This window comes from Mesobacillus selenatarsenatis SF-1 (genome assembly GCF_000813125.1).
In the GTDB taxonomy this organism is placed as follows: Bacteria; Bacillota; Bacilli; order Bacillales; family Cytobacillaceae; genus Mesobacillus; species Mesobacillus selenatarsenatis.
In genome coordinates, this window is record NZ_BASE01000017.1 from 103,381 (window position 1) to 128,766 (window position 25,386).

Annotated in this window: 23 protein-coding genes; 7 read left to right on the forward strand and 16 right to left on the reverse strand. The window is 45.2% G+C overall.

Features of this window, described 5'->3' with window-relative positions; all coding sequences use genetic code 11:
• Positions 1 to 352: 352 nt before the first annotated feature.
• From TY49_RS04170 to TY49_RS04185, 4 genes are all read right to left on the reverse strand, one after another.
• Positions 353 to 1,483, reverse strand: coding sequence for an acyl-CoA dehydrogenase (locus tag TY49_RS04170; RefSeq protein WP_041964640.1), 1,131 nt, complete (start codon positions 1,481 to 1,483; stop codon positions 353 to 355).
• Positions 1,484 to 1,542: 59 nt separating this feature from the next.
• Entirely contained in the window at positions 1,543 to 2,394 is an 852-nt protein-coding gene (locus tag TY49_RS04175) for a 3-hydroxybutyryl-CoA dehydrogenase (RefSeq protein ID WP_041964641.1), read from the reverse strand.
• 63 nt (positions 2,395 to 2,457) lie between these two features.
• On the reverse strand, positions 2,458 to 3,645 hold the full coding sequence (locus TY49_RS04180; protein WP_041964642.1) for an acetyl-CoA C-acetyltransferase: 1,188 nt from the start codon (positions 3,643 to 3,645) through the stop codon (positions 2,458 to 2,460).
• A gap of 294 nt (positions 3,646 to 3,939) precedes the next feature.
• On the reverse strand, positions 3,940 to 6,051 hold the full coding sequence (locus TY49_RS04185; protein WP_041964643.1) for a (Fe-S)-binding protein: 2,112 nt from the start codon (positions 6,049 to 6,051) through the stop codon (positions 3,940 to 3,942).
• A gap of 226 nt (positions 6,052 to 6,277) precedes the next feature.
• Here TY49_RS04185 and cls point away from each other — a divergent pair, with 226 nt between their 5' ends.
• Together cls and uvsE are read left to right on the forward strand one after the other, a co-directional pair.
• Positions 6,278 to 7,465 carry a cardiolipin synthase gene (gene cls, locus TY49_RS04190; RefSeq protein WP_041964644.1) on the forward strand — a complete coding sequence of 396 codons (1,188 nt, stop codon included), beginning with the start codon at positions 6,278 to 6,280 and terminating at the stop codon, positions 7,463 to 7,465.
• 35 nt (positions 7,466 to 7,500) lie between these two features.
• On the forward strand, positions 7,501 to 8,457 hold the full coding sequence (gene uvsE, locus TY49_RS04195; protein WP_041964645.1) for a UV DNA damage repair endonuclease UvsE: 957 nt from the start codon (positions 7,501 to 7,503) through the stop codon (positions 8,455 to 8,457).
• A 33-nt stretch (positions 8,458 to 8,490) separates the two neighbouring features.
• On the opposite strand, the gene TY49_RS04200 is transcribed toward uvsE, so the two are convergent.
• The gene (locus tag TY49_RS04200) at positions 8,491 to 9,456 is read right to left on the reverse strand and encodes a M48 family metallopeptidase (RefSeq protein ID WP_198135583.1); all 966 of its coding nucleotides are present in this window, start codon (positions 9,454 to 9,456) and stop codon (positions 8,491 to 8,493) included.
• 494 nt (positions 9,457 to 9,950) lie between these two features.
• On the opposite strand from TY49_RS04200, the gene TY49_RS04205 reads away from it, so the two are divergent.
• Entirely contained in the window at positions 9,951 to 10,364 is a 414-nt protein-coding gene (locus TY49_RS04205) for a hypothetical protein (RefSeq protein WP_041964647.1), read from the forward strand.
• Between the two features lie 43 nt (positions 10,365 to 10,407).
• On the opposite strand, the gene argS is transcribed toward TY49_RS04205, so the two are convergent.
• Positions 10,408 to 12,078 carry an arginine--tRNA ligase gene (gene argS / locus TY49_RS04210; RefSeq protein ID WP_041964648.1) on the reverse strand — a complete coding sequence of 557 codons (1,671 nt, stop codon included), beginning with the start codon at positions 12,076 to 12,078 and terminating at the stop codon, positions 10,408 to 10,410.
• Complete coding sequence (locus TY49_RS04215; protein ID WP_041964649.1) at positions 12,075 to 12,518, reverse strand: YwiB family protein; 444 nt, start codon at positions 12,516 to 12,518, stop codon at positions 12,075 to 12,077. The genes argS and TY49_RS04215 overlap by 4 nt, the downstream gene beginning before the upstream one ends.
• Before the next feature lie 235 nt (positions 12,519 to 12,753).
• On the opposite strand from TY49_RS04215, the gene TY49_RS24120 reads away from it, so the two are divergent.
• Positions 12,754 to 12,906, forward strand: coding sequence for a DUF1540 domain-containing protein (locus tag TY49_RS24120; protein ID WP_084135371.1), 153 nt, complete (start codon positions 12,754 to 12,756; stop codon positions 12,904 to 12,906).
• A gap of 325 nt (positions 12,907 to 13,231) precedes the next feature.
• On the opposite strand, the gene TY49_RS04220 is transcribed toward TY49_RS24120, so the two are convergent.
• The 4 genes from TY49_RS04220 to TY49_RS04235 form a co-directional block, all read right to left on the reverse strand.
• The gene (locus TY49_RS04220; protein WP_041964650.1) at positions 13,232 to 14,551 is read right to left on the reverse strand and encodes a short-chain fatty acid transporter; all 1,320 of its coding nucleotides are present in this window, start codon (positions 14,549 to 14,551) and stop codon (positions 13,232 to 13,234) included.
• A 155-nt stretch (positions 14,552 to 14,706) separates the two neighbouring features.
• Positions 14,707 to 15,579, reverse strand: coding sequence for an agmatinase (speB, locus tag TY49_RS04225; RefSeq protein ID WP_041964651.1), 873 nt, complete (start codon positions 15,577 to 15,579; stop codon positions 14,707 to 14,709).
• A gap of 79 nt (positions 15,580 to 15,658) precedes the next feature.
• A complete protein-coding gene (gene speE, locus TY49_RS04230) occupies positions 15,659 to 16,486 on the reverse strand; it encodes a spermidine synthase (protein WP_041964652.1) in 828 nt (275 codons plus the stop codon).
• A 68-nt stretch (positions 16,487 to 16,554) separates the two neighbouring features.
• The gene (locus tag TY49_RS04235; RefSeq protein WP_156972601.1) at positions 16,555 to 16,899 is read right to left on the reverse strand and encodes a hypothetical protein; all 345 of its coding nucleotides are present in this window, start codon (positions 16,897 to 16,899) and stop codon (positions 16,555 to 16,557) included.
• A 136-nt stretch (positions 16,900 to 17,035) separates the two neighbouring features.
• On the opposite strand from TY49_RS04235, the gene TY49_RS04240 reads away from it, so the two are divergent.
• On the forward strand, positions 17,036 to 19,099 hold the full coding sequence (locus TY49_RS04240) for a transglycosylase domain-containing protein (protein WP_041964654.1): 2,064 nt from the start codon (positions 17,036 to 17,038) through the stop codon (positions 19,097 to 19,099).
• A 228-nt stretch (positions 19,100 to 19,327) separates the two neighbouring features.
• Here the strand turns inward: TY49_RS04240 and TY49_RS04245 are convergent, their stop codons facing one another.
• A complete protein-coding gene (locus TY49_RS04245; RefSeq protein ID WP_041964655.1) occupies positions 19,328 to 19,840 on the reverse strand; it encodes a YwhD family protein in 513 nt (170 codons plus the stop codon).
• A gap of 23 nt (positions 19,841 to 19,863) precedes the next feature.
• Complete coding sequence (locus TY49_RS04250; RefSeq protein ID WP_353618658.1) at positions 19,864 to 20,502, reverse strand: site-2 protease family protein; 639 nt, start codon at positions 20,500 to 20,502, stop codon at positions 19,864 to 19,866.
• A gap of 273 nt (positions 20,503 to 20,775) precedes the next feature.
• Here TY49_RS04250 and thmT point away from each other — a divergent pair, with 273 nt between their 5' ends.
• Positions 20,776 to 20,961: a 2-hydroxymuconate tautomerase gene (gene thmT, locus TY49_RS04255; RefSeq protein WP_041964656.1), complete on the forward strand. Its 186-nt coding sequence runs from the start codon at positions 20,776 to 20,778 to the stop codon at positions 20,959 to 20,961.
• A gap of 650 nt (positions 20,962 to 21,611) precedes the next feature.
• Here thmT and TY49_RS04260 read toward each other — a convergent pair.
• The 3 genes from TY49_RS04260 to TY49_RS04270 all read right to left on the reverse strand — a co-directional run bounded on the left by TY49_RS04260 (position 21,612) and on the right by TY49_RS04270 (position 24,098).
• Positions 21,612 to 22,127, reverse strand: coding sequence for a YwgA family protein (locus tag TY49_RS04260; RefSeq protein WP_041964657.1), 516 nt, complete (start codon positions 22,125 to 22,127; stop codon positions 21,612 to 21,614).
• A gap of 18 nt (positions 22,128 to 22,145) precedes the next feature.
• Complete coding sequence (locus TY49_RS04265) at positions 22,146 to 23,462, reverse strand: HD domain-containing protein (RefSeq protein ID WP_041964658.1); 1,317 nt, start codon at positions 23,460 to 23,462, stop codon at positions 22,146 to 22,148.
• Positions 23,463 to 23,876: 414 nt separating this feature from the next.
• Positions 23,877 to 24,098: a YuzB family protein gene (locus tag TY49_RS04270; protein ID WP_041964659.1), complete on the reverse strand. Its 222-nt coding sequence runs from the start codon at positions 24,096 to 24,098 to the stop codon at positions 23,877 to 23,879.
• 315 nt (positions 24,099 to 24,413) lie between these two features.
• Here TY49_RS04270 and TY49_RS04275 point away from each other — a divergent pair, with 315 nt between their 5' ends.
• Positions 24,414 to 25,280, forward strand: coding sequence for an RsfA family transcriptional regulator (locus TY49_RS04275; protein WP_041964660.1), 867 nt, complete (start codon positions 24,414 to 24,416; stop codon positions 25,278 to 25,280).
• Positions 25,281 to 25,386 lie beyond the last annotated feature (106 nt).

The following is a 25,386-nucleotide window of genomic DNA, read 5'->3' on the forward strand; positions in this document are numbered from 1 at the left end:
CTTTTGTGCTTCCACTGTCCAACCTGTCACGATTCCGGGTTTTTCTTGACAGCTTTTCTGCGTTCACAGCCCAACCTGTCACAATTCCGAGCTTTTCTTGACAACTTTTCGGCTTTCACAGCCTAACCTGTCACGATTCCGGGCTTTTCTTGACAGCTTTTCGGCTTTCACAGGCTAACCTGTCACGATTCCGGCCTTTTCTTGACAGCTTTTCGGATTCCTCTGCCAAACCTGTCATAATTACGGGCTTTTCTTGACAGCTTTTCGGCCTTCACTACCTAACCTGTCACGATTCCGGCCTTTTCTTGACAGCTTTTCGGATTCCTCTGCCAAACCTGTCATAATACAGACCTTACAACTGCTTACTAATAACGATCTTCTGTATCTCGCTCGTACCCTCGTAAATTTCAGTTACTTTTGCGTCGCGGAAGTAGCGTTCGACTGGGTATTCTTTTGTATAGCCGTAGCCGCCGAATACCTGGATGGCTTCTGTGGTGACTTCTACTGCTGTGCGTGATGTGAAAAGCTTTGCCATGGAGGCTTCGATTCCGCACTTTTGGCCCTCTGAGCGTAACTGGGCAGCTCGATAGATTAATAGTTTTGCAGCTTCGACGGATGTTGCCATGTCTGCTAGCTTGAATCCGACGCCTTGCTGGGCAGCGATTGGCTTGCCGAACTGGACTCTTTCTTTTGCATAGTCAGTCGCTGCTTCCAATGCAGCTTCTGCAATACCGAGGGCCTGTGCCGCGATGCCGATGCGTCCAGAGTCAAGGTTGCTCATTGCGATTTTGAACCCTTCGCCTTCCTGACCAAGCAGGTTTTCTTCTGGTACCTTCATGTCTTCAAATGTCAGCTGTACCGTGCGTGAACCGTAAAGTCCCATTTTGTGCTCATCTTTGCCAACGATGAAGCCCGGTGTGTCTTTCTCGACGATAAAAGCGGAAACGCCTTTCGTACCAGCTTCCGGATTAGTAGAAGCGAAAACAATATACACATCCGCTTCGCCGCCGTTGGTGATGAACACCTTCGAGCCGTTCAACACATAGTGTCCATCTTTCTTGACCGCTCGTGTTTTCAGGCTTGCAGCATCAGAGCCGGCACTTGGTTCTGTCAGACAGAATGCACCGAGATATTCACCTGCAGCAAGCTTAGGCACATATTTTCCCTTCTGCTCTTCTGTTCCAAAATACAAGATCGGGTTCGTACCGACTGAAGTATGGACAGAAAGGATGACGCCAACCGTGGCGCTGACCTTCGATATTTCATGGATCGCGATGATGTAGGAGATGAAATCCATCTCCGATCCGCCATACTCTTCGGGAACCGGGATTCCCATCAGGCCAAGCTCGCCCATCTTCCTTAAAATCTCCCTCGGGAACTCGCCCTCTTCCATTTTTTCAACAAATGGAGCGATTTCGGTTTGTGCAAAATCCCGCACCATTTTGCGCATCATTTCCTGCTCTTCTGTAAATCTCAGATTCATTCTTAACCCTCCCCACGTCCAGACAAAAATTTTTGCAAGGACGGATTAACGAAAAATAATTACTCGTATGTGTAGAAACCACGGCCTGATTTTTTGCCTAACCAGCCTGCTTTTACATATTTCCTTAATAGTGGGCAAGGGCGGTATTTGTCATCGCCAAAGCCTTCGTGAAGTGTTTCCATAATGTAGAGGCAAGTATCAAGGCCAATGAAGTCTGCAAGAGTCAGCGGTCCCATTGGGTGGTTCATGCCTAACTTCATAACATCGTCAATCGCTTCCTTGGTTGCTACTCCCTCGTACAAGGTGTAGATTGCTTCATTGATCATCGGCATCAAAATACGGTTAGAAACGAAGCCTGGGAAGTCGTTCACTTCAACAGGAACTTTTTCCAATGTTTTAGTGATGTCTTCGATTGTTTGATAAACTTCATCGGCAGTCGCAAGCCCACGGATGATTTCAACAAGCTTCATGACCGGCACCGGATTCATGAAGTGCATGCCAATGACTTTTTCCGGGCGTTTTGTCGCTGCAGCGATTTCGGTAATCGGTAATGAAGATGTATTGGAAGCAAGGATTGCATGTTCAGGTGCAATTTCATCAAGCTGGGCAAAGATTTTTGCCTTGATGTCCATATTTTCAACCGCTGCTTCAATAATGAGGTCTGCATTTTTGGCATCCTCCAGGTCTGAAGAGGAAGTAATTCTGCCGACAATCACATCAAGCTGTTCAGCTGTCATTCGCCCTTTGTCTACCTGGCGGCCGAGGTTTTTCTTGATGCCTGAAAGACCGCGTTCAACAAATTCTGGCTTCAGGTCATTCAAAAACACATCGTATCCTGCCTGCGCGCATACCTGGGCGATACCTGAGCCCATTTGTCCTGCGCCAATTACCATGATTTTTTTCACACTCATTTTATCTCCTCCTATAAAATTTATTTCTATGGAGGGCAATATGTCTTGCCCTCCCGTCTATCCTTATTGCTTAGGAACCTCAATCATCACTGCGTCTCCCTGGCCTCCGCCCGAGCAGATTGCCGCAATGCCGACCCCGCCGCCGCGGCGCTTGAGTTCATGCATCAAAGTAAGGATGATGCGTGCCCCGCTGGCTCCGATAGGATGGCCAAGGGCAACCGCACCGCCGTTCACATTGACTTTTTCCGGATCAAGGTTCGCAATGCGCCCGCTTGTTAATGCGACTGCAGCAAAAGCTTCGTTGATTTCAAAAAGATCAATTTCATCCAGCGACTTGCCGGTCTTTTTCAACAATTCATTGATTACAATTCCAGGTGTCTTCGGGAAGTCCTTCGCTTCTGTTGCAATGGCTGCATGCCCAAGGATGACTGCCTGCGGTGTCCTGCCTTCACGCTGTGCGCGCTCTTCACTCATCAGCACGAGGGCCGCCGCGCCGTCATTGATTCCCGGTGCGTTACCGGCAGTAATCGTGCCATCTGAGTTGAAAACTGGGCCTAACTTAGCTAGCTTTTCTACTGATGTATCCTTCCTTGGTGCTTCATCATGCTGGACCAAAATTGGGTCGCCCTTGCGCTGTGGCACTTCAACTTGAACGATTTCCTCAGCAAGCTTGCCTGATTCTATCGCTTCAATCGCCTTCTGGTGGCTGCGGTATGACCATTCATCCTGCTCCTCGCGGCTGATTTCATATTCTTTCGCTACTTCATTACCGTAAGTGCCCATGTGGACTCCCTTGAAACTGCAAGTTAATCCATCATGGATCATCAAATCCTTCACCTGGCCGTCGCCCATTCTGAAGCCCCAGCGTGCTTTCGGAAGAATATATGGAGCGTTGCTCATTGACTCCATTCCGCCGGCAACAATTACTTCCTCATCTCCTGCGCGGATGATTTGGTCTCCGAGTGTCAAGCTGCGCATGCCTGATGCACAAACCTTATTGATTGTTTCCGTTTTAACTTCCCACGGGATTCCAGCTTCTCTTGCAGCCTGGCGTGAAGGAAGCTGTCCCTGGCCTCCCTGCAATACTGTGCCAAGAATGACCTCACCGATTTCTTCTGGCTTTACTTCCGCGCGTGCCATTGCTTCTTTTACCGCAATTCCTCCAAGCTGGCTAGCCGTGAATCCGCTCAAAGCTCCGCCAAGCTTGCCAAATGGTGTTCTGGCTCCTGCTAAAATGACTGTCTTCCCCATTGTCATCTCTCCCTTTCAATCTATTAATTTTGAAAATGAAAAATAAATCTCAATCCAGTCTTTTTTGATTGACTGAACGCTCGCTCGAAACTGGTCCTAAAAAATAAGCAAGCATTTGATTCTGTGAGGTTCTAAGGTCGTTTCTTGCTGAAGAATAATGTAAGCGCTTTATCATACTATTCATTTTACTTTAAAAATAGTAGAAATTGAAACACTTTGCTAAAAATTCTGTCTTATGTCGAATTTTTACTGTGAGTCAACTTCTACTATTCATGTTTTAAGTATTAATTTGTATTAAGATACAAGCGGTTTGATTTCACCGAAAACGGATTTTTCAAGTAGTTCAGCAACGTCTAGTGTATCGACGTTTTCTTCTACTTCCTTCGCTTTCGTTCCATCAGAGAGCATTGTCAGGCAGTATGGGCACCCGGAACTGATGACGGATGGGTTTACTGCAAGTGCCTGTTCTGTACGGGAAACATTGATTCTGTGTCCTGTTTCTTCTTCCATCCACATCAAGCCGCCGCCAGCGCCACAGCACATTGCTGTATCACGGTTACGTTCCATTTCCTTCAGATCCACACCAGGAATCGCCTTAAGGATATCACGCGGTGCGTCATATACTTCGTTATAGCGTCCAAGGTAGCAGGAATCATGGAAAGTGATCGTTTCGTTCACTGCATGCTTCGGAACCAGCTTTCCTTCTTTCACTAATTGTGCAAGAAGCTCAGTATGGTGGTAAACCTCACTTTCAAAGCCGAAATCAGGATACTCGTTCTTAAAGATATTGTATGCGTGAGGGTCGATTGTCACGATCTTCTTCACTTCATTTTTCTCGAATTCTTCGATATTCTTTGTCGCAAGTTCCTGGAATAGGAACTCGTTACCAAGGCGGCGTGGTGTATCGCCGGAGTTCTTTTCCTTGTTTCCAAGGATCGCGAACTTGACGCCTGCTTCGTTCAATAACTTAGCAAACGAAAGGGCGATCTTCTGGCTGCGGTTGTCAAATGAACCCATCGCACCAACCCAGAATAAGTATTCGAATTCTTCGTCTGCCTTTTTCATTTCTTTTACCGTAGGAATGACTACATCATCGCGAAGCTCGCGCCAGTTTTCTTTTTCCTTACGGTTCAAGCCCCAAGGGTTGCCCTGGCGCTCAATATTTGTCATCGCGCGCTGTGCGTCAGCGTCCATCTTACCTTCAGTCAAAACTAGATAACGACGGAGGTCGATGATTTTGTCAACGTGCTCGTTCATAACCGGACACTGGTCTTCACAGTTACGGCAAGTAGTACATGCCCAGATCTCTTCTTCTGTGATGACATCGCCGATCATGCTCGGACTGTATGCAAGGCCTGCTGCAGCTTCATTTGCACCCTGGCCCGCTGCCGCTAAAGCGATCTGGTTGCCCTTTGTGTTGGAAAAGGCAAATGTCGGAACCCAAGGCTGCTTGGAAGTGACAGCGGCACCGTGAAGCGTCAGATGATCACGCAGTTTTACAATCAGGTCCATTGGCGACAGCATTTTCCCAGTCCCTGTTGCCGGGCACATATTCGTACAGCGACCGCATTCTACACAAGCATAGAAGTCGATCATCTGCTCATAATTGAAATCAGTGATTTTACCGGCACCGAATGTTTCCTGTGTTTCATCTTCAAAATCGATCTTTGTAATCTTCCCTGGTGCATCAACCCTTGTTAAATAAACATTGGCTGGTCCAGCAATCAAGTGAGCATGCTTGGATTGCGGTACGTATACCAGGAATGCAAGCAAGAACAAGAGGTGAATCCACCATACGATATAGAAAATCGTGATGGCTGCTGCCTCAGGAATTCCGCTGAATGCTGCCGCAATAAGAGATGCGACCGGTTCAGTCCATGTTCCTTCATGGCCGTGCCAGATCATGCTCATTCCGTTTCCGAGCAATACAGATAGCATCAATCCGCCGATGAATAGTAGAACAAGCCCATTCTTGAAGCCGCGCTTCAGGCGGACAAGCTTTTCAACATAACGGCGGTAAAAAGCCCATACTACCGCTACTAGAATTGTCAGCGTAACGAGCTCCTGAAAAAACGTGAAACCTGGATATAATGGACCTAATGGCAAATGAGAGCCAGGCTTGATTCCCTTCCAGATAAAATCAATTGCCCCGAACTGGACAAGAAGAAATCCATAGAAAAACATAACGTGTATCGCACCGCTTTTCTTGTCCTTCAATAGCCTTTTCTGGCCAAATACATGGACAAGGATTCTTCTCCAGCGATCCTTGATATCATCATCAAACTCTGATTTCTTGCCGAGCTTGATGTACTCGATTCTCGTCTTTACCACGTAAACAAACAAGCTGACAGCGTAAGTGGTTACAAGTAAGAACGCGATAAGATTAATCCATAGCAGACCGTTCATAAAAATCATTTACCCCTTTCGATGCTGATTTTTGGATGAAAATTTTTTAACCAAACAAATTTTCTGAATATACCTTTAACTACATTATATAATGAATGAGCATTCAGTCAACTCATTTCCTTTCATTTCTGAAAATTGTTTACACTTCCTCTTTTACAGGAACTTAACATATATGAAGCGATTTCGGCAAAAATAAAGGAAATACTTTTGAGGGAGCCGGATCGCTATGGATTTTGGATGGATTTTGATTGCAATAATAGCTGGCCTTGTCCTCTGGGTCTACGTTGATTTCATGTTCGGCAGAAAGAAGCATCTGGCAAGCGCCAAAACGAATACACTGCCGGTCCGGGAAAGCAACCTTGCCATTTTTGCGGAAGGTCCTAAATTGTTCGATGACCTTTTTTCGGAACTAAAAAATGCAAAGCAGCACATTCATATTTTGTTTTACATCGTCCAGGATGATAAAATCAGCCAGGAATTTCTCAACATTTTAAAACAAAAGGGTAAAGACGGGGTCGAGGTGCGCCTTATGGTCGACTGGGTCGGCAGCGGATTGAAGCGAAAGACAATTAACTCGCTGAAGGCTGCCGGAGTGGAGTTCGCCTATTCCCAAATGCCTAAATTGCCTTTCCTGTTTTATTCTTCTCAGGTGCGCAATCACCGGAAAATCACCGTGATTGACGGCAACACCGCCTATCTTGGCGGCTTTAATATCGGCGAAGAATACAACAATCATGATCCGAAACTTTCTCCTTGGCGCGATTACCATCTGAAAATGACGGGTGAAGGAGTCAGTGATCTGCAGTCAGAGTTCCTTGAGGATTGGCATGCAGCGGCAAAAGTCAATCTGCTGCAAAACATAGGCTATTTCCCTGCGCTAAAAAAAGGAGCTATTCGGCATCAGATCGTTCCTACCGAAGGCATCCTGCTTGAGGAAATGATGTCAGATCTGATCAGCAATGCGAAGACCTCGATTTTTATCGGGACGCCTTACTTCATTCCGAGCAAAAGGGTATTCAACTTATTGCGGGATGCGATTAAAAGAGGTGTTTCAGTTACGGTCCTTGTTCCGCTCGTTTCCGACCATGCCCTTGTTAAAGAAGCGTCCTATCCTTATCTGAGGACTCTGATCAAGGATGGAGCCGAAGTCTACCAGTTTTTGAATGGCTTTTACCATGCCAAGGTCCTCCTCGTGGATGATGAGGTTTGTGACGTTGGTACCGCCAATTTTGATAAAAGAAGCATGTTTTTGAATTATGAATTGAACTGCCTGATTTATGATGATGATTTTATCAAAAAAATTAAGCTAATCCTGACAGAAGATATCTTGAACTCAAGGAAGGCCGCTTTGGATGACTTTAACCGTTCCTTCCTGAAAGAAAAAGCCGCGAGTACCATTTCCTATTTTTTATGATACCCCGGCCTGCTCGACAATAAAGGAGTGTCGCTATGATTATTCGGTTGGGCTATGTATCCACCGCCATCAGCCTGTGGGATGCTTCTCCATCCAAGGCACTTACATTCGCCCGTTATGGACAGCTGCCTGAAGACGAACGGCGTGAAAAGCTGCTTTCCGTAACCTACCAGAACCTTGTGAATACAGAAAGAATGATTCATTACAATATCGCCCACGATATACCTTTGTATCGTTTCTCAAGCTCGATTGCGCCGCTGGCGACCCACCCGGAGGTCAAGTGGGATTATGTCACGCCGTTCCGCGACAAATGGCTCGAAATCGGTGCATTGGTGAAAAACCATGGAATCCGGACAAGTTTTCATCCAAATCAATACACGCTGTTCACTTCTCTGAGGGAGGAAGTGACGGCTAATGCAATCATCGATATGGAATATCATTATGGCATGCTCGAAGCAATGGGACTGGAAACCGAAGCGCTCATCAACATCCATATTGGCGGGGCATACGGTAACAAAGAAGAAACGATATTGCGCTTTCATGAAAACTTCGCCAAACTGCCAGAGCATATCAAAAAAATCACCACGCTTGAAAATGATGATAAAACGTACAATGCAGTAGAAACACTCACTGCCTGTTTGAAAGAAGAGGTCCCCTTCATGTTCGATTATCACCACCACATGGCGAATCTTTGTGATGAGTCTTTGGAAAAATTACTCCCGGACGGCTTCGCAACCTGGGAACGGACTGGATTGAAGCCTAAGATTCATATCTCCTCTCCTAAATCTGAAAAAGCTTATCGATCACACGCCGATTATGTTGACCCAGAATTCATCCTGCCATTGATAGAAATCTTGCGGGGAATCGGCCAGGACGTCGATTTCATGATTGAAGCTAAAGCAAAAGATAAAGCAGCGCTTAAACTCGTTGAGGATTTGGCTAAAATCCGCGGTGTGAAACGGATTGGCGGAGCTGTATTGGAGTGGAAATAAGCTGAAGGCTGCTGGACCATCCAGCAGCCTTTATTAATACATATTCAAAACATACCGGTAATTTTCGATTACTTCCTCTTGAATCCTGGTTTGCTGCGTTTCAAGTTCTTTCTGCATCATTGCTAAAGTACCCTTGCCTACAGCTATAGAAGAAGGAGAAGCTTTCAAGTTTTCAAGCAGCTTGATGCGGTAGGCTGTTGGCGGGTGAGTCGAATCCAGTTTAGATGTCTCAAGTTGTGCAAGCCGGGAGAGCCGCTCTTTCTCACGGTCTGGCATGACTTTTATTTGTTCATGAACAGCATGAAATAAATTGATTGTGTTTTTCCGCACCGCTATTTCCCTTACCTTTAGGTAAAAGGTATCAGCGTATTGGAATTTTTCCATTGACGAGATTAACGATTTATAGCCTGCTGCTTTTGCAGCCCTTTCATCGGCTAAATACTCACCCTTCTGGGAATCGTCAAATAACAGGTGTACTAGTAATAAGAATAGTGAGTAAGGGATTAATGAGAGAAATGCCATAATATAATATACAGGTATTTCAAAAAAGCCCATGCTGTCATATTCATCGGTTGGCACAGGATATAAAAGCTCATACCATGTCTGCAGCGTATATAAGGCTGTTCCAATATAAAATGATCTGGTTAAATCCCCATTTGATATATGGCCAAATTCATGCGCAAGAATTGCCAGCTGCTCTTCCTGCTCCAAAATAGAAAATAACGGCAACCCTATCTTAATGATTTTCCTTCTTCTCCAGCCAATTTGTGCTACTGATGCATTGAATTCATCATCAATAATGATTCCATCAATCCTTTTTACCTGCATAGCATCAGCTAATTGGTCCACAGCCTCGAATAAAAACGGAAATTCCTGACGGGAAATCAAATGCTCATCTTTGTCCAGCTTTGGTACTCTTGGCCTGGCCAGCCAGGCTATACCCAAAAGAATTAGCCCTGCACCTATGAACATGAAATGATCGTTTTGAAAAATAAGCAAGTATAAACCCAGTAAAAATAAATTGATGCTAATTAAGTGCACAATTGTGGCTGCCATGAAAGCTAAGCTTTTTGAAAAAGATATCCCCTGCCGAAATTCCTGTTGGGAAACCAGTTCTTGAAAAACTCTTTGACCCCGTTTATTTCCCAGTTTTTCATATAAAGCACTTAATTTTGAGTCCGTCTTTTCTGATGGTGAGTGATCCATGTTATATCCGCAATCGCACCATGAAATGTAGCCTTTATTGAACGGGATAGCTGAACTGCAGTCAGGACAGACATATTCTTTGTGTAAAATATTAATTTCCCCCAACTCCCAATATGTTGAATATATTGATATAGTAAGCTATTAACAAATTATTGGAAATATAAAAAATCAGAGTATTTACAGGTATTTATTTCCTTTTTTAGTGTGTTTTACATAAGTCAAAGCGCACTGAATGAAAAAAATGGTAATATTAGATTATTACCCTGATTTTAGGAGGGAATTATAGCGTGGTAAAAACAGCTAAGGACCCAGGCCCAGCACGTACATTCCGGGAAAGAATAAGCGACATTTTATATAACCTGGCTTTTGTTATTCCCATTGCCATTGTTGGTTTATTAATTGGCTGGATTAAAGGAGGAGGGGGAGGAGAACTTTTTGTAAAAAAAGGATGGAATCCCATTATCATTTCAGGCTTTGAAATTTTAATAGACTTCTTGTTAATCGGACTGTATTTATTCCTGGGATTAGTAAGCTTAAAAACACTTTGGTTCCTGTGTAAGGAAAAAATAGCCGGGAGAAGTTATTTTGCTTTTAAACTTAACAAGGTATTTGAAGTTGTCCTCATCATCGTTTTACTAGGAGGACCAGGAACTTTATTTCTCTTCCTTGCTCTTTCCGGGTTAATGACGATTCTATTATAAAAAAGCATAAGCCCCTTGTTTGAGGAGCTTATGCCTAAGTTTTTTACATCTTCTCCGGAGCCGAAACCCCAATCAACTCAAGCGCATTCTTTAAAGTGATCTGCGCTGTCTTGATCAGCGACAGGCGTGCCCCTGTTCTTTCTTTATTGTCCAGATCCAATACTTTTTCAGCGTTGTAGAAGCTGTGGAATACGGAAGCCAATTCGAAAATGTAGTTAGAGATTCGATGTGGCATGCGCTTCTGTGCTGCTTCTGCAACCGCCAGCGGGAATTCGCCAAGCTTTTTCAGCAGGTCGATTTCCTTCTCGGACTGGATATGCTTGAAATCTGCCTCGATGTCGAAAATCAAGCCTTGCTCTGCTGCAGAACGCAGGATGCTGTTAATACGGGCATGTGCATACTGTGCGTAGAATACTGGGTTTTCATTGGACTGGGAAACCGCCAGATCAAGGTCGAAGTCCATGTGAGTATCCGCGCTTCTCATCGCGAAGAAGTAACGAACTGCATCCAGGCCAACTTCATCAATCAGGTCACGCATTGTGACAGCCTTTCCTGTACGCTTGCTCATCTTCATCTTCTCGCCGTTCTTGTACAGGTGAACGAGCTGGATGATTTCGACTTCAAGCGCGTCACGTCCGTAGCCAAGCGCCTCAATCGCTGCCTTCATGCGAGGGATATAACCGTGGTGGTCCGCTCCCCAAATATTGATCAGCTTTTCAAAGCCACGCTCAAGCTTGTCTTTATGGTAGGCAATGTCCGGCAGCAAATACGTATAAGAGCCATCCTGCTTGATCAGTACGCGATCTTTGTCATCACCAAGTTCAGATGAACGGAACCATGTTGCGCCATCCTCTTCATAGATATGGCCATTCGCACGCAATGCATCAAGTGCCACGTCAATTTTTCCATTTTGATATAGAGAAGTTTCTGAGTACCAAACATCGAACGGAACACGGAAGTTCTCAAGGTCTTGCTTCAGCTTTTCCATTTCGTATTTCAAGCCGTACTCACGGAAAGCATCGAAGCGCTCCTGATCAGGAACATTCACATACTTATCGCCGTACTCTTCAGCTAGGGTTTTCCCGATCCCGATGATATCAGCACCATGATAGCCATCCTCAGGCATCGGCTTGTCCATGCCAAGCGCCTGGAAGTAACGTGCCTCAACAGAAAGAGCCAAATTGTTAATCTGGTTTCCAGCGTCGTTGATGTAATATTCACGGGATACATCGTATCCAGCCTTGGCAAGCACATTGCACAGTGAATCACCGACAGCCGCGCCGCGCGCATGGCCAAGGTGAAGGTCGCCAGTCGGGTTGGCAGAAACGAACTCGACCTGGATCTTCTGTCCGTTTCCTACATTCGATTCACCATAATTGTCCCCTGCTTCAAGGATTGCCGGAATCAAGTCCGTCAAATAGCTGTTATCCATGTAAAAGTTGATGAATCCTGGTCCGGCGATTTCGATTTTCTCGATGGATGCCTTGCTTTTATCGAAGTTCTCGATCAGCTGCTCCGCAATCTGGCGAGGTGCCTTTTTCGCCACGCGCGCAAGCTGCATCGCCATATTCGTAGAGTAATCCCCGTGCGCTTTTTCCTTAGGCGTCTCTAAAATAACGGCCGGAATTTGTGCTTCCTCAGCTAGACCAGCTTTGATGATCGCCTGCTTGATTTCTTCTTTCAGCTTCAATTGAACCTGTTCAACTATATTCATTTGCCTTCCTCCTTATAATTGATCGTCAAATGGTATGTACCTGCACTCGCGCCCTGAATTGCCATATCATACAGCAAGTCCACATGGCCCTCCTGCTTTGTCTCGTTAAAATCAGTATCGAGCCGCTTCGTGAGCGCAGAAGTCTGCAGCAGCCCATATTGGGTCTGATAATTTCCCGGAGTTTTTTTATTCAGCAGAAAAAGAAGCCTCATCTTGATCGCACCGCTGCGCAAAATCAGCACTTCGTCACCTGATATTTTAACCGTCGTATGGACATCCCCTTCCTCCATCACTTCATCATATTGGAGGTACGAGCTGTTCGCCTTTTTATAGTATCGGCCAAAAGTGGTCAATTCAAAAGTTTCCTTCTCTTTGCCACTGTAAATCGCCGTTTTTACCGTCACCTTGACAGGAATCTGATCAGCGGGTTTACTAGACACCGTTAACACGCCCTTTTCTTGTCCAGCTTCAGCGCTTGTCGGTTTTGACAAAGTCGCTTGTGCTTTTCTATCTTCATTATAACTTTATAAGTATAAATATTCTCCTTTGAAAGTGCAAGGAGCGCAAGGGGAATTGACATAGGAATCAGTAGGGAAATTTAGGTATACATCTATAGGGTTAGTCCCCCTCTAAATCGGGTATTGATTATCAAAACCTTTTAAGGAGGTGGCATACATGAAAATCGAAGTTAAATGCGAAGTGGAAAACTGTAAATATTGGGCTGAAGGCGATCAATGTGTTGCCGATTCCATCCTTGTAGTAGCGAATTCCGGTAAACAGGCAGTAAATGAACGTGAAACCATTTGTGATACATTCGAAAAGATGTAATTAAGAGACTGGATAGCGCTGCTGTCCAGTTTTTTCATTCAGAATTAGATTATTCCGCGAAAATTTCAGTTGTTTCCGTGAAAAAGTGGTTGAAATTAACGCTAATCCATCATAATTTCGGCGAAATCGATAACTATTTTTCCATTACCAATTAGAGATTCCGCGATAATCTTAGTTTATTCCGCGAAAAACCGATTGATTTCCGCGATTTTCCACCTTAATTCCGCGAAAATCAAGCTTAATTCCGCGAACTGGAAATTACCACTGATTTTTTCCAATTTTAAAAGGAGAAGCAATCTGCTCCTCCTCCTTAAAAATTCACTGTTTAGAAAAACAGCATTCCCACCGAAATAACGATACCTGAAACAATCAATGTCAACACGCAATATCCCATGATATCCTTTGCTTTCAGTCCGGCAATCGCCAGTGCTGGCAATGCCCAGAATGGCTGGATCAGGTTGGTCCACGCGTCGCCCCAGGCAACGGCCATAGCTGTTTTCGGGATGGATACTCCAAGGGTTTGGGCTGCTTCTAGCATAACTGGTGCCTGGACCGCCCACTGTCCTCCGCCCGATGGAACGAAGAAGTTGACCAAACCCGCACTCAGGAAGGCGAAGAATGGGAATGTGAATTCATTCGAGATCGCTACGAATCCTTCAGACATGACTGCAGCTAGGCCAGACGCGGTCATCATCCCCATGATCCCCGCGTAAAAAGGGAATTGGATGATGATTCCGCTTGCCCCTTTTACCGCGTTAACGACTGCCTCAAGGAAACGTCTTGGCGTGCCATGGAACAGGATGCCAAGGAACAAGAATAGGAAGTTGACAATATCAAGATTCAACTTAAATCCATTTGTAGTAAAATAGTAAAATAAAAACACAAGTCCAAAAATACCGGTCAGCAAGGAAACAATCCTGCTGTTCTCAAGCTTTTCAGCAGGCGTCATCGCTCCCTGCTCGAGGGCGGCAGCCTGTACGTCATTTTCCAGCAATACAGGGTCGACCGTCACTGTTTGATCCTTAGACGGCATCATCAAGCGATTAACAACCGGCAATACGAGAAGCAAGATTAAGATAATGAAAAGATTGAAGCCGGCAAAAATCGTTTGGTCAGTCGAGATGATGCCAATCAGATCCTGTGAGAAGTGGCCTTCTGTCGCGATTGTCAGCGGAATAGAACCGGAAATACCACCATGCCAGACGATGAATCCTGCGTAAGCGCTTGCAATTAACAGTCTGTAATCAACGTTTTTAACCTTCTTAGCTAGTTCCTTCGCAAACAGTGCTCCAATGACCAACCCAAATCCCCAGTTAATCAAGCTGGCAATCATGGATACAACTGTAACAATGATGATCGCCTGGCCAGGAGATTTCGCTAGCGAAGCAAGTGCTCCCAGACCCTTTTTAAATACATTGCTGCTCGCCAGCACATGGCCAGTTACAAGAACAAGCACCATCTGCATCGAGAACGTCAGCAATCCCCAGAACCCTCCGCCCCAATGCTGGACCATCTGGTACGGACCGCTGTCGGTAAAAATAAGGCCTAATCCAAATACAACAAAAGTTAAGATGATGACAAATAGAAACGGATCAGGCAAATACCGCTGCATGATGCGGTTGAAAAAAGAAACCAACGTTTTCATCCTTTTTACCTCCTTTTTATTAGTTACTTACATAATCATTATATTTTCTATATTATTCAGAATATTCCTTCCTATAAAAGTAACTATTAGTAACAGGTCGGTATTTTTTTACATAAAAAAACGCCCCCTTTTTAAAAAGGGAGCGGCAACTAATTTTATTTTACAAAACCAAGCAGCATTTCACGGATGATTTTGCTTGCTGTATTGGCTGTCATTTCGGATGTATCATAGATTGGCGCGACTTCGACTAGGTCTGCTCCGACTACGTTCACACCGGAGTTTGCGATAGCATGGATCGATGCGAGCAGCTCCTTGGAAGTGATTCCGCCAGCGTCGACTGTTCCTGTTCCAGGTGCATGTGCAGGATCAAGTACGTCAATGTCGATCGTGACATATACCGGGCGGCCAGCTAGCTTAGGCAATGCTTCCTTTAATGGCTCAAGGACTTCGAACTTGGAAATATGCATGCCCACTTCCTTAGCCCACTCGAATTCTTCCTTCATGCCGGAACGGATTCCGAATGAGTAGACATTTTTCGGTCCGATGTGCTCGGCTATCTTGCGGATTGGCGTTGAGTGGGACAATGGCTCGCCTTCATAGTGTTCACGGAGGTCTGTATGTGCATCAAAGTGGATGATGACAAGGTCTTCATATTTTTTCGCGACTGCCTTCATCACTGGCCATGATACCAGATGCTCGCCCCCCATTCCAAGCGGGAATTTCTCTTCAGCCAAAAGCTTGTCCACGTATTCCTCGATCAAATCAAGGCTCTTCTGCGGATTCCCGAATGGCAGCGGAATATCTCCTGCATCGAAATAGTTAAGGTCAGCCATCTCGCGATCAAGATATGGGCTGTACTCTTCAAGGCCAATCGATACCTCGCGGATACGGGTCGGGCCAAAACGTGAACCCGGACGGTAGCTGACTGTCCAGTCCATTGGCATACCGTAAAGGACTGCCTTGCTTTCTTTAAAATTAGAATGGCTGCCAATAAACACATTGCCTGAATATGCTTCATCAAAACGCATTCCCAACACCTCTTTCAATAAAATTTTTCACAATAAAACGGCCCCCGGATTCGCCGGGAAGCCATATTAAATTTCCTAATTATTTTACAAGGTCGCCAACGAATTTAGGCAATACGAAAGCTGCTTTATGAAGCTCTTTAGTGTAGTACTTTGTTTCGATATCGTGGAAGCGGTCTTCACTTACTTCCAATGGATCGTGCTTCTTTGATCCAAGTGTGAACGCCCACATTCCGCTTGGGTATGTTGGGATGTTCGCGATGTAAAGACGTGTGATCGGGAAGATTTCCTTAACATCCTTCTGTACATTGCGGATCAAATCAGCCTTGAACCAAGGGTTGTCAGACTGTGCAACGAAGATTCCGTCTTCCTTCAATGCTTTTGAAATCCCAGCGTAGAAGCCTTTTGTGAACAGGTTTACTGCCGGTCCAACTGGTTCAGTAGAGTCCACCATGATGACATCGTACTGGTTTTCGCTTTCTGCGATATGCATGAACCCATCGCCAACCTGGACATCAACACGTGGGTCATCAAGCTTGCCAGCGATTTCAGGCAAGAACTTCTTAGAATACTCAATAACTTTCCCATCGATATCAACAAGAGTCGCTTTTTTCACACTTGGGTGCTTAAGCACTTCGCGGATTACTCCTCCGTCCCCGCCTCCAACAACAAGTACATGCTCAGGATTTGGGTGAGTGAACAATGGAATGTGCGCAACCATCTCGTGGTAAACGAACTCATCTTTAACAGAAGTCATGACCATGTCATCAAGAAGAAGCATATTGCCCCACTCTTCTGTTTCCACCATATCAAGCTTCTGGAATTCTGTCTGTTCTGTATGTAACGTCTTGTTCACTTTCATTGTGATACCAAAGTTTTCTGTCTGTTTTTCTGTAAACCAAAGACCCATTAATATCCTTCCTTTCGGCAAAAAAATTTCCCTTATGATGCGGCGAATTCTTCATATTAGATAACAATTCAAACGTTAAAGGCTTCTATATTTGTCCAGCTGCGGCTCCTAGCTCCTCGAGTCACTTGTCCAGTTTCGCCTCCTAGAAACTCCGAAACTTCAACTCCGCCCGCAGAAGCAAAAAGCGCTTCTTTGTCGGAGTCTCCAGTTTCTGCGTTTCTGAACAGTCGGCTACACATTTCATTTTCGGTCCGTCCGGTGAAGTCAAAGAACGACTTCTCCTGCCGGCCCTCTGAGGCACACGATGTGCCATACCCGCCAGCCACAGGACGTGGCGTTTTAAGGCGGGCAGTGCTTGTCGGAGCTGAACAGTCGCCTCCGCTTTTCTTTATTTTATGTTTCCCCAACATCACAAATACAAACATCAGAAAAAGTATAGTTGAATCTAGCAAAAATGCAAGCAAAATTTAATTATCTTTGATTCTATGTTTAAAACCTGGTGTTTTTTTTCATACTGATAATATCTATCTTTTTTTAGGAGGAAGCATTATGGAGCTGATGACAGACCAGCGGTTTCGCAAGACGATTAAATATTTGCGTGCTTTGATTTTCTTCGGGCTTGCAGGACTTGCTTTGGCCACTGTACTCTACTTTTCCCTGATTGGGTATGCGAAGCTCCAGGGTCCGCCTCCGCTGGCCGTGCCGCAATCGACCTTGTTTTTTTCCGATGATGGTACGGTGATTGGTGAGAGCCATTCCGGCCAGAAGCGCTATTGGGTGGCGCTCAAGGATATTTCGCCTCATTTGATTAATGCGACGGTTTCGATAGAGGATAAAACCTTTTTTACCCATAATGGGTTTGATTATAAGCGGATTGCCGGTGCTGCGATCGCTGACTTGAAGGCCATGGCCAAGGTCCAGGGTGCGAGCACGATCACTCAGCAGTATGCGAGGAATCTTTATCTGGAACATGATAAGACTTGGAAACGGAAAGCGACAGAAGCGCTTTTCACTTTGCGCCTAGAGATGAATTATTCCAAGGATGAGATCCTCGAAGGCTATCTAAATACGATTTATTATGGCAATGGTGCATACGGCATCCAGGCAGCAAGCCGTTATTATTTTGGCAAGGACGCGAAGGATCTATCCCTGGCGGAAGCTTCCATGCTGGCGGGAATCCCGAAAGGACCCAGCATTTACTCACCTTTCGCATCCATGGAAAAAGCAAAGCAGCGACAGCGAACGATTTTAAATACGATGAAGACAAACGGTTATATCTCCGAGCTAGCAGCACAAAGAGCAAGCATTGAAAAACCGAAGCTTGTCGGAGAGCATCAGCATTCCCGGATTGGTGCTGCTCCGTACTTCCAGGACGCTGTACAGAATGCGCTCAGGAATTCTTTGAATTTCGATGACCGGACCATTTCGCTCGGCGGATTAAGGGTATATACAACCCTTGATCTTGACCAACAGGAAATTGCTGAAAAATCGATTGATAAAATGATTGCATCCGATTCTGAAATCCAGGCAGGATTCGTGGCGATGAATCCAAAGAATGGACATGTAGTGGCGCTTGTCGGCGGCAGGAATTATGAGGAGAGTCCGTTCAACCGGGCTGTGCAGGCAGTCAGGCAGCCAGGATCAACGATGAAGCCAATCCTGTATTACGCAGCACTTGAAAATGGCTTCACTCCATCGTCCACCATGAAGAGCCAGCTGACGACGTTCATGTTCGATGATGGACAATCAGAGTATACGCCCCATAATTTTAACAATAAATACGCCGAGGATGACATTACGATGGCGCAGGCTTTGGCGTTGTCTGATAATGTATACGCTGTGAAAACCCATCTGTTCCTTGGGGAGGAAACTCTCGTTGAAACAGCGAAGCGTTTTGGGATCAAGACGGATATGGACAAGGTTCCTTCCCTTGCCCTTGGAACCTCCGGTGTCAGGGTGATTGATATGGCCAATGCCTACAGTATTTTAGCGAATGGCGGCAAAAAAGTAGATCCCGTGCTGATCAAGAAGGTCGAAAATCATAAAGGTGAAGTGATATATGAGTATAAGGCTGAAAAAGCTGAGGTATTGAAGCCTGAACTCGCCTCGGTGATGACCCATATGCTGACAGGCATTTTTGATAAAAAGCTTAATGGCTATTCTTCTGTTACAGGAAGCACGCTGATTAAAAAGATGACTCGGCCGTACGCGGCTAAGTCGGGGACGACCGAAACGGACAGCTGGATGATCGGCTATACCCCTCAGCTCGTTTCCGCTGTTTGGACAGGGTACGATAAAGGCAAGCCCATTGAACTGACAGTGGAGAAATCTTATGCGAAGAATATCTGGCTCGATTTTATGGAAAAAGCACTTGATGATGAGCCTGCTAAAAAGTTCAAGGCAGCGAAGGGTACTGTCGCCGTCTACGTTGACCCTGCCAGTGGCAAGCTCGCTTCTGACGGATGTCCGGTAAAAAGAATGACATTATTCGCTGCAGGTACAGAGCCTACTGAATACTGCACAGACCATTTGGATCATGAAGAGCATAAGGAAGAAAAGCCTAAGAAGGAAAAGGAAAAGAAGCCTTGGTACAAGCGGATTTTTGGGTTGTAGAACATCCTATATACCATATGGTGTCAACAACAATTATCTCACTATAATAACCTTTTCAAAAGAAAAACCCCGGAAGCAAGCCTCCGGGGTTTTTCTCGTCCTAGCATAAAATGTGTTTTACGCTGATATCAGTTTACTTTTTTTATTGCATTTGAGCAAGCCAGATATTGTCACTTGCTGTTAAATGTCACAATTCAGACAAATTATTAGGAGAATTATCCAAATATATTAATTGGCCAATAAATCACTCTTCAGCTTGTCTTCAGAACGTTCCCACATTCCTGAATCGTGATTTTTCAGGAAGTCAGCAAGGATCTGTTTTGATTTTTCATCCATATGGTCCACAATGATATGGCGCTTGATCGACTTATCAAGACGGTTCACATGCTCCGGAAGCGACTTGTAGCCTCTGCGGATTTCGCGGTTAACAGTCATTTCGCAGGCAGTGACACCTGCATAATATGGGCCTTCTTCCTTCCGGTCAATCGTTACCCAAACTACCCAGTAAAGCTTTGCATCAGGCACTTCATTCCGATCCGGAAGAAACTTAATCCCTTTCTCAACAGCGCTGCGTGCATGCATCGCACCAACTTCTACAGCTGCCTCGCCCGCATCGACATCAACGATTACCGGCGATACATTATCAAGTGTAAGAACACCTTTTCCGAAACCCTTATGGCCATCCATCGGGTCATTTTTGATAATATTGAAGCCAATGTTCTTGCCCTTTTTTTCTTCCATGTTGGAAACCTCCTTAAAATTTATCAGAAAAATAGATTGTATATTCCATCAGTCACAGCCGGAATCAAATAGTGGAAAATCGGCTGGATTGTATATTGGTCAAGTGGCGTGATCACAAGTATCAAGAAAATGATCGATCCATACGCTTCGTATTGAGTCATTTTTGCCCTGATGTCCGCTGGTGCCAGGTCCTCAATGATTCGGTAACCATCAAGCGGCGGGAACGGCAATAGGTTGAAGACGAACAGCATCGCATTCAGTCCGATAAAGATATTCAGGAAGTCCAGGAAAAACTCTGGAACCCCGGGCGCCAATCCAAGCATCACAAATATGTACCAGATGGCAAATGCCAGGAAGACTAGAATAAGATTGCTTACTGGTCCGGCAACTGACACGAGCACTCCGGCAAGTTTTGGATTCTTGAACATGAAGCGATTGACCGGAACTGGCCTTGCCCAGCCGAATCCAGCGATAAAAATCAAGATAGTACCCAGCGGGTCCAAATGCTTAATCGGATTCAGTGTCAATCGTCCCTGTCTCTGGGCGGTCGGGTCACCAAACTTATACGCAACCCAGGCGTGCGCGAATTCATGAACCGCGAAAGCGATCATCAATGCCGCAGCCACATACGGAATTTCCTCTAACGAATAGGGTAAGCTCACAGTTCCATTCCCCTTTTTGTCTTTTCTTTGTCCAGCTCCAGCGCCTAGCCCCTCGAGTCGCTTCGATTTGCCCAATGAAGTCAAAGAACGACTTCACCGGTCAGCCCTCCAGCGCTTGTCGGGGCTGAACAAGGCGCTTGCGCTTTTCTTAAAGTATAACTCATTCTTCTTCGAATGTGAAAAAGACAATCTTCACCGGACTTGCGAATTTCCGCAAATTATGAAAAACTCAATTTAGATTAATCTATCAACCATTTCAAGGAGGCAATTCATATGCCATACGTAACAGTAAAAATGATTGAAGGCCGCTCAGAGGACCAAAAGAAAGCACTAGTCGAAAAAGTAACAGACGCAGTCAGCGAAACAACCGGCGCACCTAAGGAGAAAGTCGTCGTGTTCATCGAGGAAATGGCGAAGAACCACTACGCAGTCGCAGGCAAGCGATTGAGTGACGAGTAGAATTAGAATGGACTAAAAGCTCAGAGGATTCTGGGCTTTTTCCTTTTATGTGCCCCGTCTTCCTTCTTACTCCCTCATCCGAGAACATATCTTCCCTTTATGTGCCCCGTCTCCCTTCATCTTCCCTCATCCGGGCACTTATTTCCCCGTTATGTGCCCCGTCTCCCTTCATCCTCCCTCATCCGGGCACATATTTTCCCGTTATGTGCCCCGTTTTCCTTCTTATTCCCTCATCCGGGCACATATTTTCCCTTTATGTTCCCCGTCTCCCTTCATCTTCCCTCATCCGGGCATTTATCTTCCTTTTATGTTCCCCGTCTCCCTTCATCTTCCCTCATCCGGGCACATATTTCCCTTTTATGTGCCCCGTTTTCCTTCTTATTCCCTCATCCGGGCACATATTTTCCCTTTATGTTCCCCGTCTCCCTTCATCTTCCCTCATCCGGGCACTTATTTCCCTTTTATGTGCCCCGTTTCCTTTCATCTTCCCTCATCCGGGCATTTATCTTCCTTTTATGTGCCCCGTTTTCCTTCTTTCCCCCTTCTCCGGGCACATATTTTCTTTTATGTGCCCAACTTTCCTTCTTACATAAAAAAATCGAGCACAAAACCCTAAAAGGTCCCATACTCGATACATAATAAAAATCTTCTTATGCCAACAATTGCCTCGACTTTGTTTTCAAACTCGCGATATAAGCGTATGCTTCATCGATCTCTTCGTCGGTGTATTTCTGGCTCTTTTTCACGGTCTGGATTTTTTCCCGGACTTCGGCTTCTGGTAAGTTATCAAAATACAAAACAGTTGAAACGAGTTCAAGGAATCTTGCATTCTGGTCATTGATATCGATGAGGCAGTCGCCAAGGCATGGCATTTCGACGCTGTTCTCGCCGAGGAATTCCTGGCCTGATTCTGTCAATGTGTAGCGGTACTGGTAGTAGCCGCCTTTCTTTTCCTTCACTTCGTCCAAAAAGCCCATGTTGCAAAGCTCTTCTACCCGCAGTGTAAGTTCTTCGGAATATGGTCCGTAAAAATGGAACTGGAAGCGCTCCTGGAACGGGAATTCCATCTTTTTTGCAATATAGATCATTTTCTGCAGTTTTTTCCTGCCGATGACCTCTCCGGAAACTGAAATGGCATGTATGATTTTAGCGTGGTCTTTTAGCAAAACGCGTCAACTCCTGTATCAAATGGTCCCATTGTCTAAGTTCAGCTCAAGAATCTGTGCAATCTGTTCAATCTCAGGGCGTGCTTTCTCCTTTTCCAGGAAATCGGAAGGAAAATATAGTTTATGGTCTGTCCGTCTTTTACCTGAAATGGCGTCGACAATATCAGACTCTCGCGATAGCTCACGGATTTCGCCGTTTTTCTTCAGCAAATGGATCGGAAGGCGTTCTTCCTCTTCACCCGGACGGTAAAAATCGTAAGGCAGGTCTGATGATGAATCGACAACCAGGTAATATTCAGGATCCAGTCCCGCCTGCTCGAATAACATGGAAAGCTTCGCAAGCTTCTTGTATTCCTTGGCAGGGTCGAATTCGACATATTTAAATAGATTGCGGTTATTGAAGCGGCGGCACAAATCGCTCAGGATTTCGTCCTCTTCTTCCTCCCAAATCTGGAAATAGTAGAGGAACACGGCTTCATCCAACTTTAAATAGTCTTCCAGTGTCATGCGATCTTCAAATATTGAATAAAAATGATGCGGTTTATGTTTAAAGGTGTAGTTTTGCTCGTGAAGGTGTTTGGCACGGTGCAGAATTTTCGTCAGTATGACCTCGGCACTCCTAGTCACTGGATGGAAATAAACCTGCCAGTACATCTGATAGCGGCTCATTATGTAGTCCTCGACAGCATGCATCCCGCTTTGCTTGATCACGACCTGGTCCTCGCGCGGACGCATCACACGCAAAATCCGTTCCATATCAAAATGTCCGTAGCTGACTCCTGTAAAATAGGCATCCCTTTGCAGGTAATCCATCCTGTCAGCATCAATCTGGCTTGAAATCAGGCTGATGACAAGCTTGTTCTCATACGTTTTTTCTATGACCTCAGCGACTTTTTTCGGGAAGTCCTGCGCCACTCTCGATAGCACTTGATTCACTTCTGTATCGCCAAGGATGATTTCCCTTGTGAAATCCTCATGGTCAAGGTCAAATACCTTCTCGAACGAGTGCGAGAATGGCCCATGGCCAAGGTCATGAAGCAGGGCCGCACATAATGATAAAAGGCGCTCCCCTTCGTTCCATTCAGGACGGGACGCAAAGGCATTGTCCACAATCCGACGCGTGATTTCATAGACGCCCAGAGAATGGTTGAACCGGCTGTGTTCAGCTCCGTGGAAGGTTAGATACGTCGTGCCGAGCTGCTTGATCCTTCTCAGGCGCTGAAACTCCTTTGTTCCAATCAAATCCCAGATCACTCGGTCACGGACATGGACATACCGGTGTACTGGATCTTTGAAAACTTTTTCTTCAATTAGCTTTTCTTCCGAATATCCCATCGTTCCCCTTCTTCCTAATCAACTTGTTACTATTATAGCCTGTTTCATTCGTCAAATCATCTCGATTTTCTGCATTTTTTTACAAAAATTGCATATAAAAAGGCAGAACCTCTTCCTATTTCCTTTCATTCCTATATTCGCCGAGTCATAAACTAGTTTGCAAGTTTCCCTGATTAGAAAAGCGCAAGCGCCTTGGTCAGCCCCGACAAGCGCTGGAGGGCCGACCAGTGAAGTCGTTCTTTGACTTCATTGGGCGGACCGAAGCGACTCGAAGGGCTAGGCGCTGGAGCTGGACAATTCTCAAAGTGAAAATTAATACTTTCTTATCCTAAAAAAATCACCTCTAAACGGTTGTTTAAAGGTGAATTTATATAGGCTTTTATTCGGAAGCCATTATATTAAAGATAAAAAAACTTATTTAAGCTTCTTCTGGACTTTCTCCATAAGCTCTTCTTCTGTCATTGCAGCAACTGGCCGGTTATTGACGAACGCGAATGTTTTTTTTCTGCCTGGTCCGCAATAAGACTGGCAGCCGATGTCGACAGTCGCTTCAGGATCCAGCTGTTTCAGCTTCGGAATCAATGTTTTAAGGTTTACGGCCTGACAATCGTCGCAAACACGGAATTCGTTTGCCATTTAGGACAACCCTTTCTATAAATACTGTCAAGCGCCAGCGCCAGCCTCTCATCACAAGCATTCTCCCTGCAAAAATCAGGAAAGCCTGTACGCCTCCGCTTTTCGTTTTAGACTAAAGGGTATTTTACCTCTTATTCAAGATGAATGCAAGCTGTTGAACAGGTCCATTTGCTTATCTATTTAAATGAAAAACATGTATTTTACGCAAAAAATCTACTATCCTTCCATTATACGATGTATAAGCTTTCCAATTTCCGGACAAGATTGAACTATAAGTTTCTATAGTTAATCAAAGTAAAAGGGAGTTGAAGAAGGATGAAAACACGCCAGGATGCCTGGACGGAAGAAAATGATTTATTGCTAGCAGAAACCGTGCTTCGACATGTAAGAGAAGGCAGCACACAATTGAATGCATTTGAAGAGGTGGGCGACAAGCTCGACCGCACTTCTGCCGCCTGTGGATTCCGCTGGAACGCAGTCGTTAGGCATAACTACGAAAAAGCATTGCAGCTTGCCAAAAAGCAGAGAAAACAGAGACAGAGAATCCTAGGGAAAGATCAAGGCGGCAAGAAGAAACTGCTTTACAATCCTCCGGTGCCTACGCTGGATGAAAGTTTGACAGGTTCGCTGCCAGCGGTGGAGCAGGAAGAAGCTCAACCAACCTTTGACCTGTCCATGCTCGAACAGGACGACAAGCAACTTGACGCAGCACTTATGGCTGAAATGCAAGATTTAATGAACAAGAAGCAGGAACAAAAGGATTACTCTACTGAAGCAGCTGCCGAAATGGCTGAAATGCCTGCCCAGGAGACGAAAACAACTGTAACCCAGACGACACATACACCACCGGTCCGCCACACTGTTCCGCCAACCGGCATGACAATGGGACATGTGATTGCTTACCTGCAAAGCCTAAGTGGGTCATCGCTTCAGGTAGATATTTATAAGAGTGAGAATGAAAGATTGAAGCGTGAAATCAATAGTTTAAGGAAACATAACGAAGAACTTCAAGGAAAAATAAACAGGCTTGAAGAAAATACGAACATGATGCAGGAAGATTACGAAACACTTATGAAAATCATGAACCGCGCCCGAAAGCTCACTCTGTTTGAAGAAGAAGAACGTTCGGCAACAAAGTTCAAGATGGACCGCAACGGCAATCTCGAAAAAGTAGCGGAATAGAAATCTAGTTGCTAAATAGATAGATGGTAGATGGAGAAGGAGTTATGGCAACAGCCCCCTCTTAAGCTCTTATGAGACTTTTAAATTAGGAACTTGTAAATTGCTA

What these genes read in the sequence shown, in the direction of transcription:
- TY49_RS04220 (WP_041964650.1), bottom strand. Translation starts at nt 14,551, where the DNA reads ATGAAAACGTTGGTTTCTTTTTTCAACCGCATCATGCAGCGGTATTTG.
- TY49_RS04185 (WP_041964643.1), bottom strand. Translation starts at nt 6,051, where the DNA reads ATGAACGGTCTGCTATGGATTAATCTTATCGCGTTCTTACTTGTAACC.
- thmT (WP_041964656.1), top strand. Translation starts at nt 20,776, where the DNA reads ATGCCATACGTAACAGTAAAAATGATTGAAGGCCGCTCAGAGGACCAA.
- uvsE (WP_041964645.1), top strand. Translation starts at nt 7,501, where the DNA reads ATGATTATTCGGTTGGGCTATGTATCCACCGCCATCAGCCTGTGGGAT.
- cls (WP_041964644.1), top strand. Translation starts at nt 6,278, where the DNA reads ATGGATTTTGGATGGATTTTGATTGCAATAATAGCTGGCCTTGTCCTC.
- TY49_RS04170 (WP_041964640.1), bottom strand. Translation starts at nt 1,483, where the DNA reads ATGAATCTGAGATTTACAGAAGAGCAGGAAATGATGCGCAAAATGGTG.
- TY49_RS04275 (WP_041964660.1), top strand. Translation starts at nt 24,414, where the DNA reads ATGAAAACACGCCAGGATGCCTGGACGGAAGAAAATGATTTATTGCTA.
- argS (WP_041964648.1), bottom strand. Translation starts at nt 12,078, where the DNA reads ATGAATATAGTTGAACAGGTTCAATTGAAGCTGAAAGAAGAAATCAAG.
- TY49_RS04240 (WP_041964654.1), top strand. Translation starts at nt 17,036, where the DNA reads ATGGAGCTGATGACAGACCAGCGGTTTCGCAAGACGATTAAATATTTG.
- TY49_RS04180 (WP_041964642.1), bottom strand. Translation starts at nt 3,645, where the DNA reads ATGGGGAAGACAGTCATTTTAGCAGGAGCCAGAACACCATTTGGCAAG.
- speB (WP_041964651.1), bottom strand. Translation starts at nt 15,579, where the DNA reads ATGCGTTTTGATGAAGCATATTCAGGCAATGTGTTTATTGGCAGCCAT.
- TY49_RS04245 (WP_041964655.1), bottom strand. Translation starts at nt 19,840, where the DNA reads ATGGAAGAAAAAAAGGGCAAGAACATTGGCTTCAATATTATCAAAAAT.
- TY49_RS24120 (WP_084135371.1), top strand. Translation starts at nt 12,754, where the DNA reads ATGAAAATCGAAGTTAAATGCGAAGTGGAAAACTGTAAATATTGGGCT.
- speE (WP_041964652.1), bottom strand. Translation starts at nt 16,486, where the DNA reads ATGGGTCTTTGGTTTACAGAAAAACAGACAGAAAACTTTGGTATCACA.
- TY49_RS04265 (WP_041964658.1), bottom strand. Translation starts at nt 23,462, where the DNA reads ATGGGATATTCGGAAGAAAAGCTAATTGAAGAAAAAGTTTTCAAAGAT.
- TY49_RS04175 (WP_041964641.1), bottom strand. Translation starts at nt 2,394, where the DNA reads ATGAGTGTGAAAAAAATCATGGTAATTGGCGCAGGACAAATGGGCTCA.
- TY49_RS04270 (WP_041964659.1), bottom strand. Translation starts at nt 24,098, where the DNA reads ATGGCAAACGAATTCCGTGTTTGCGACGATTGTCAGGCCGTAAACCTT.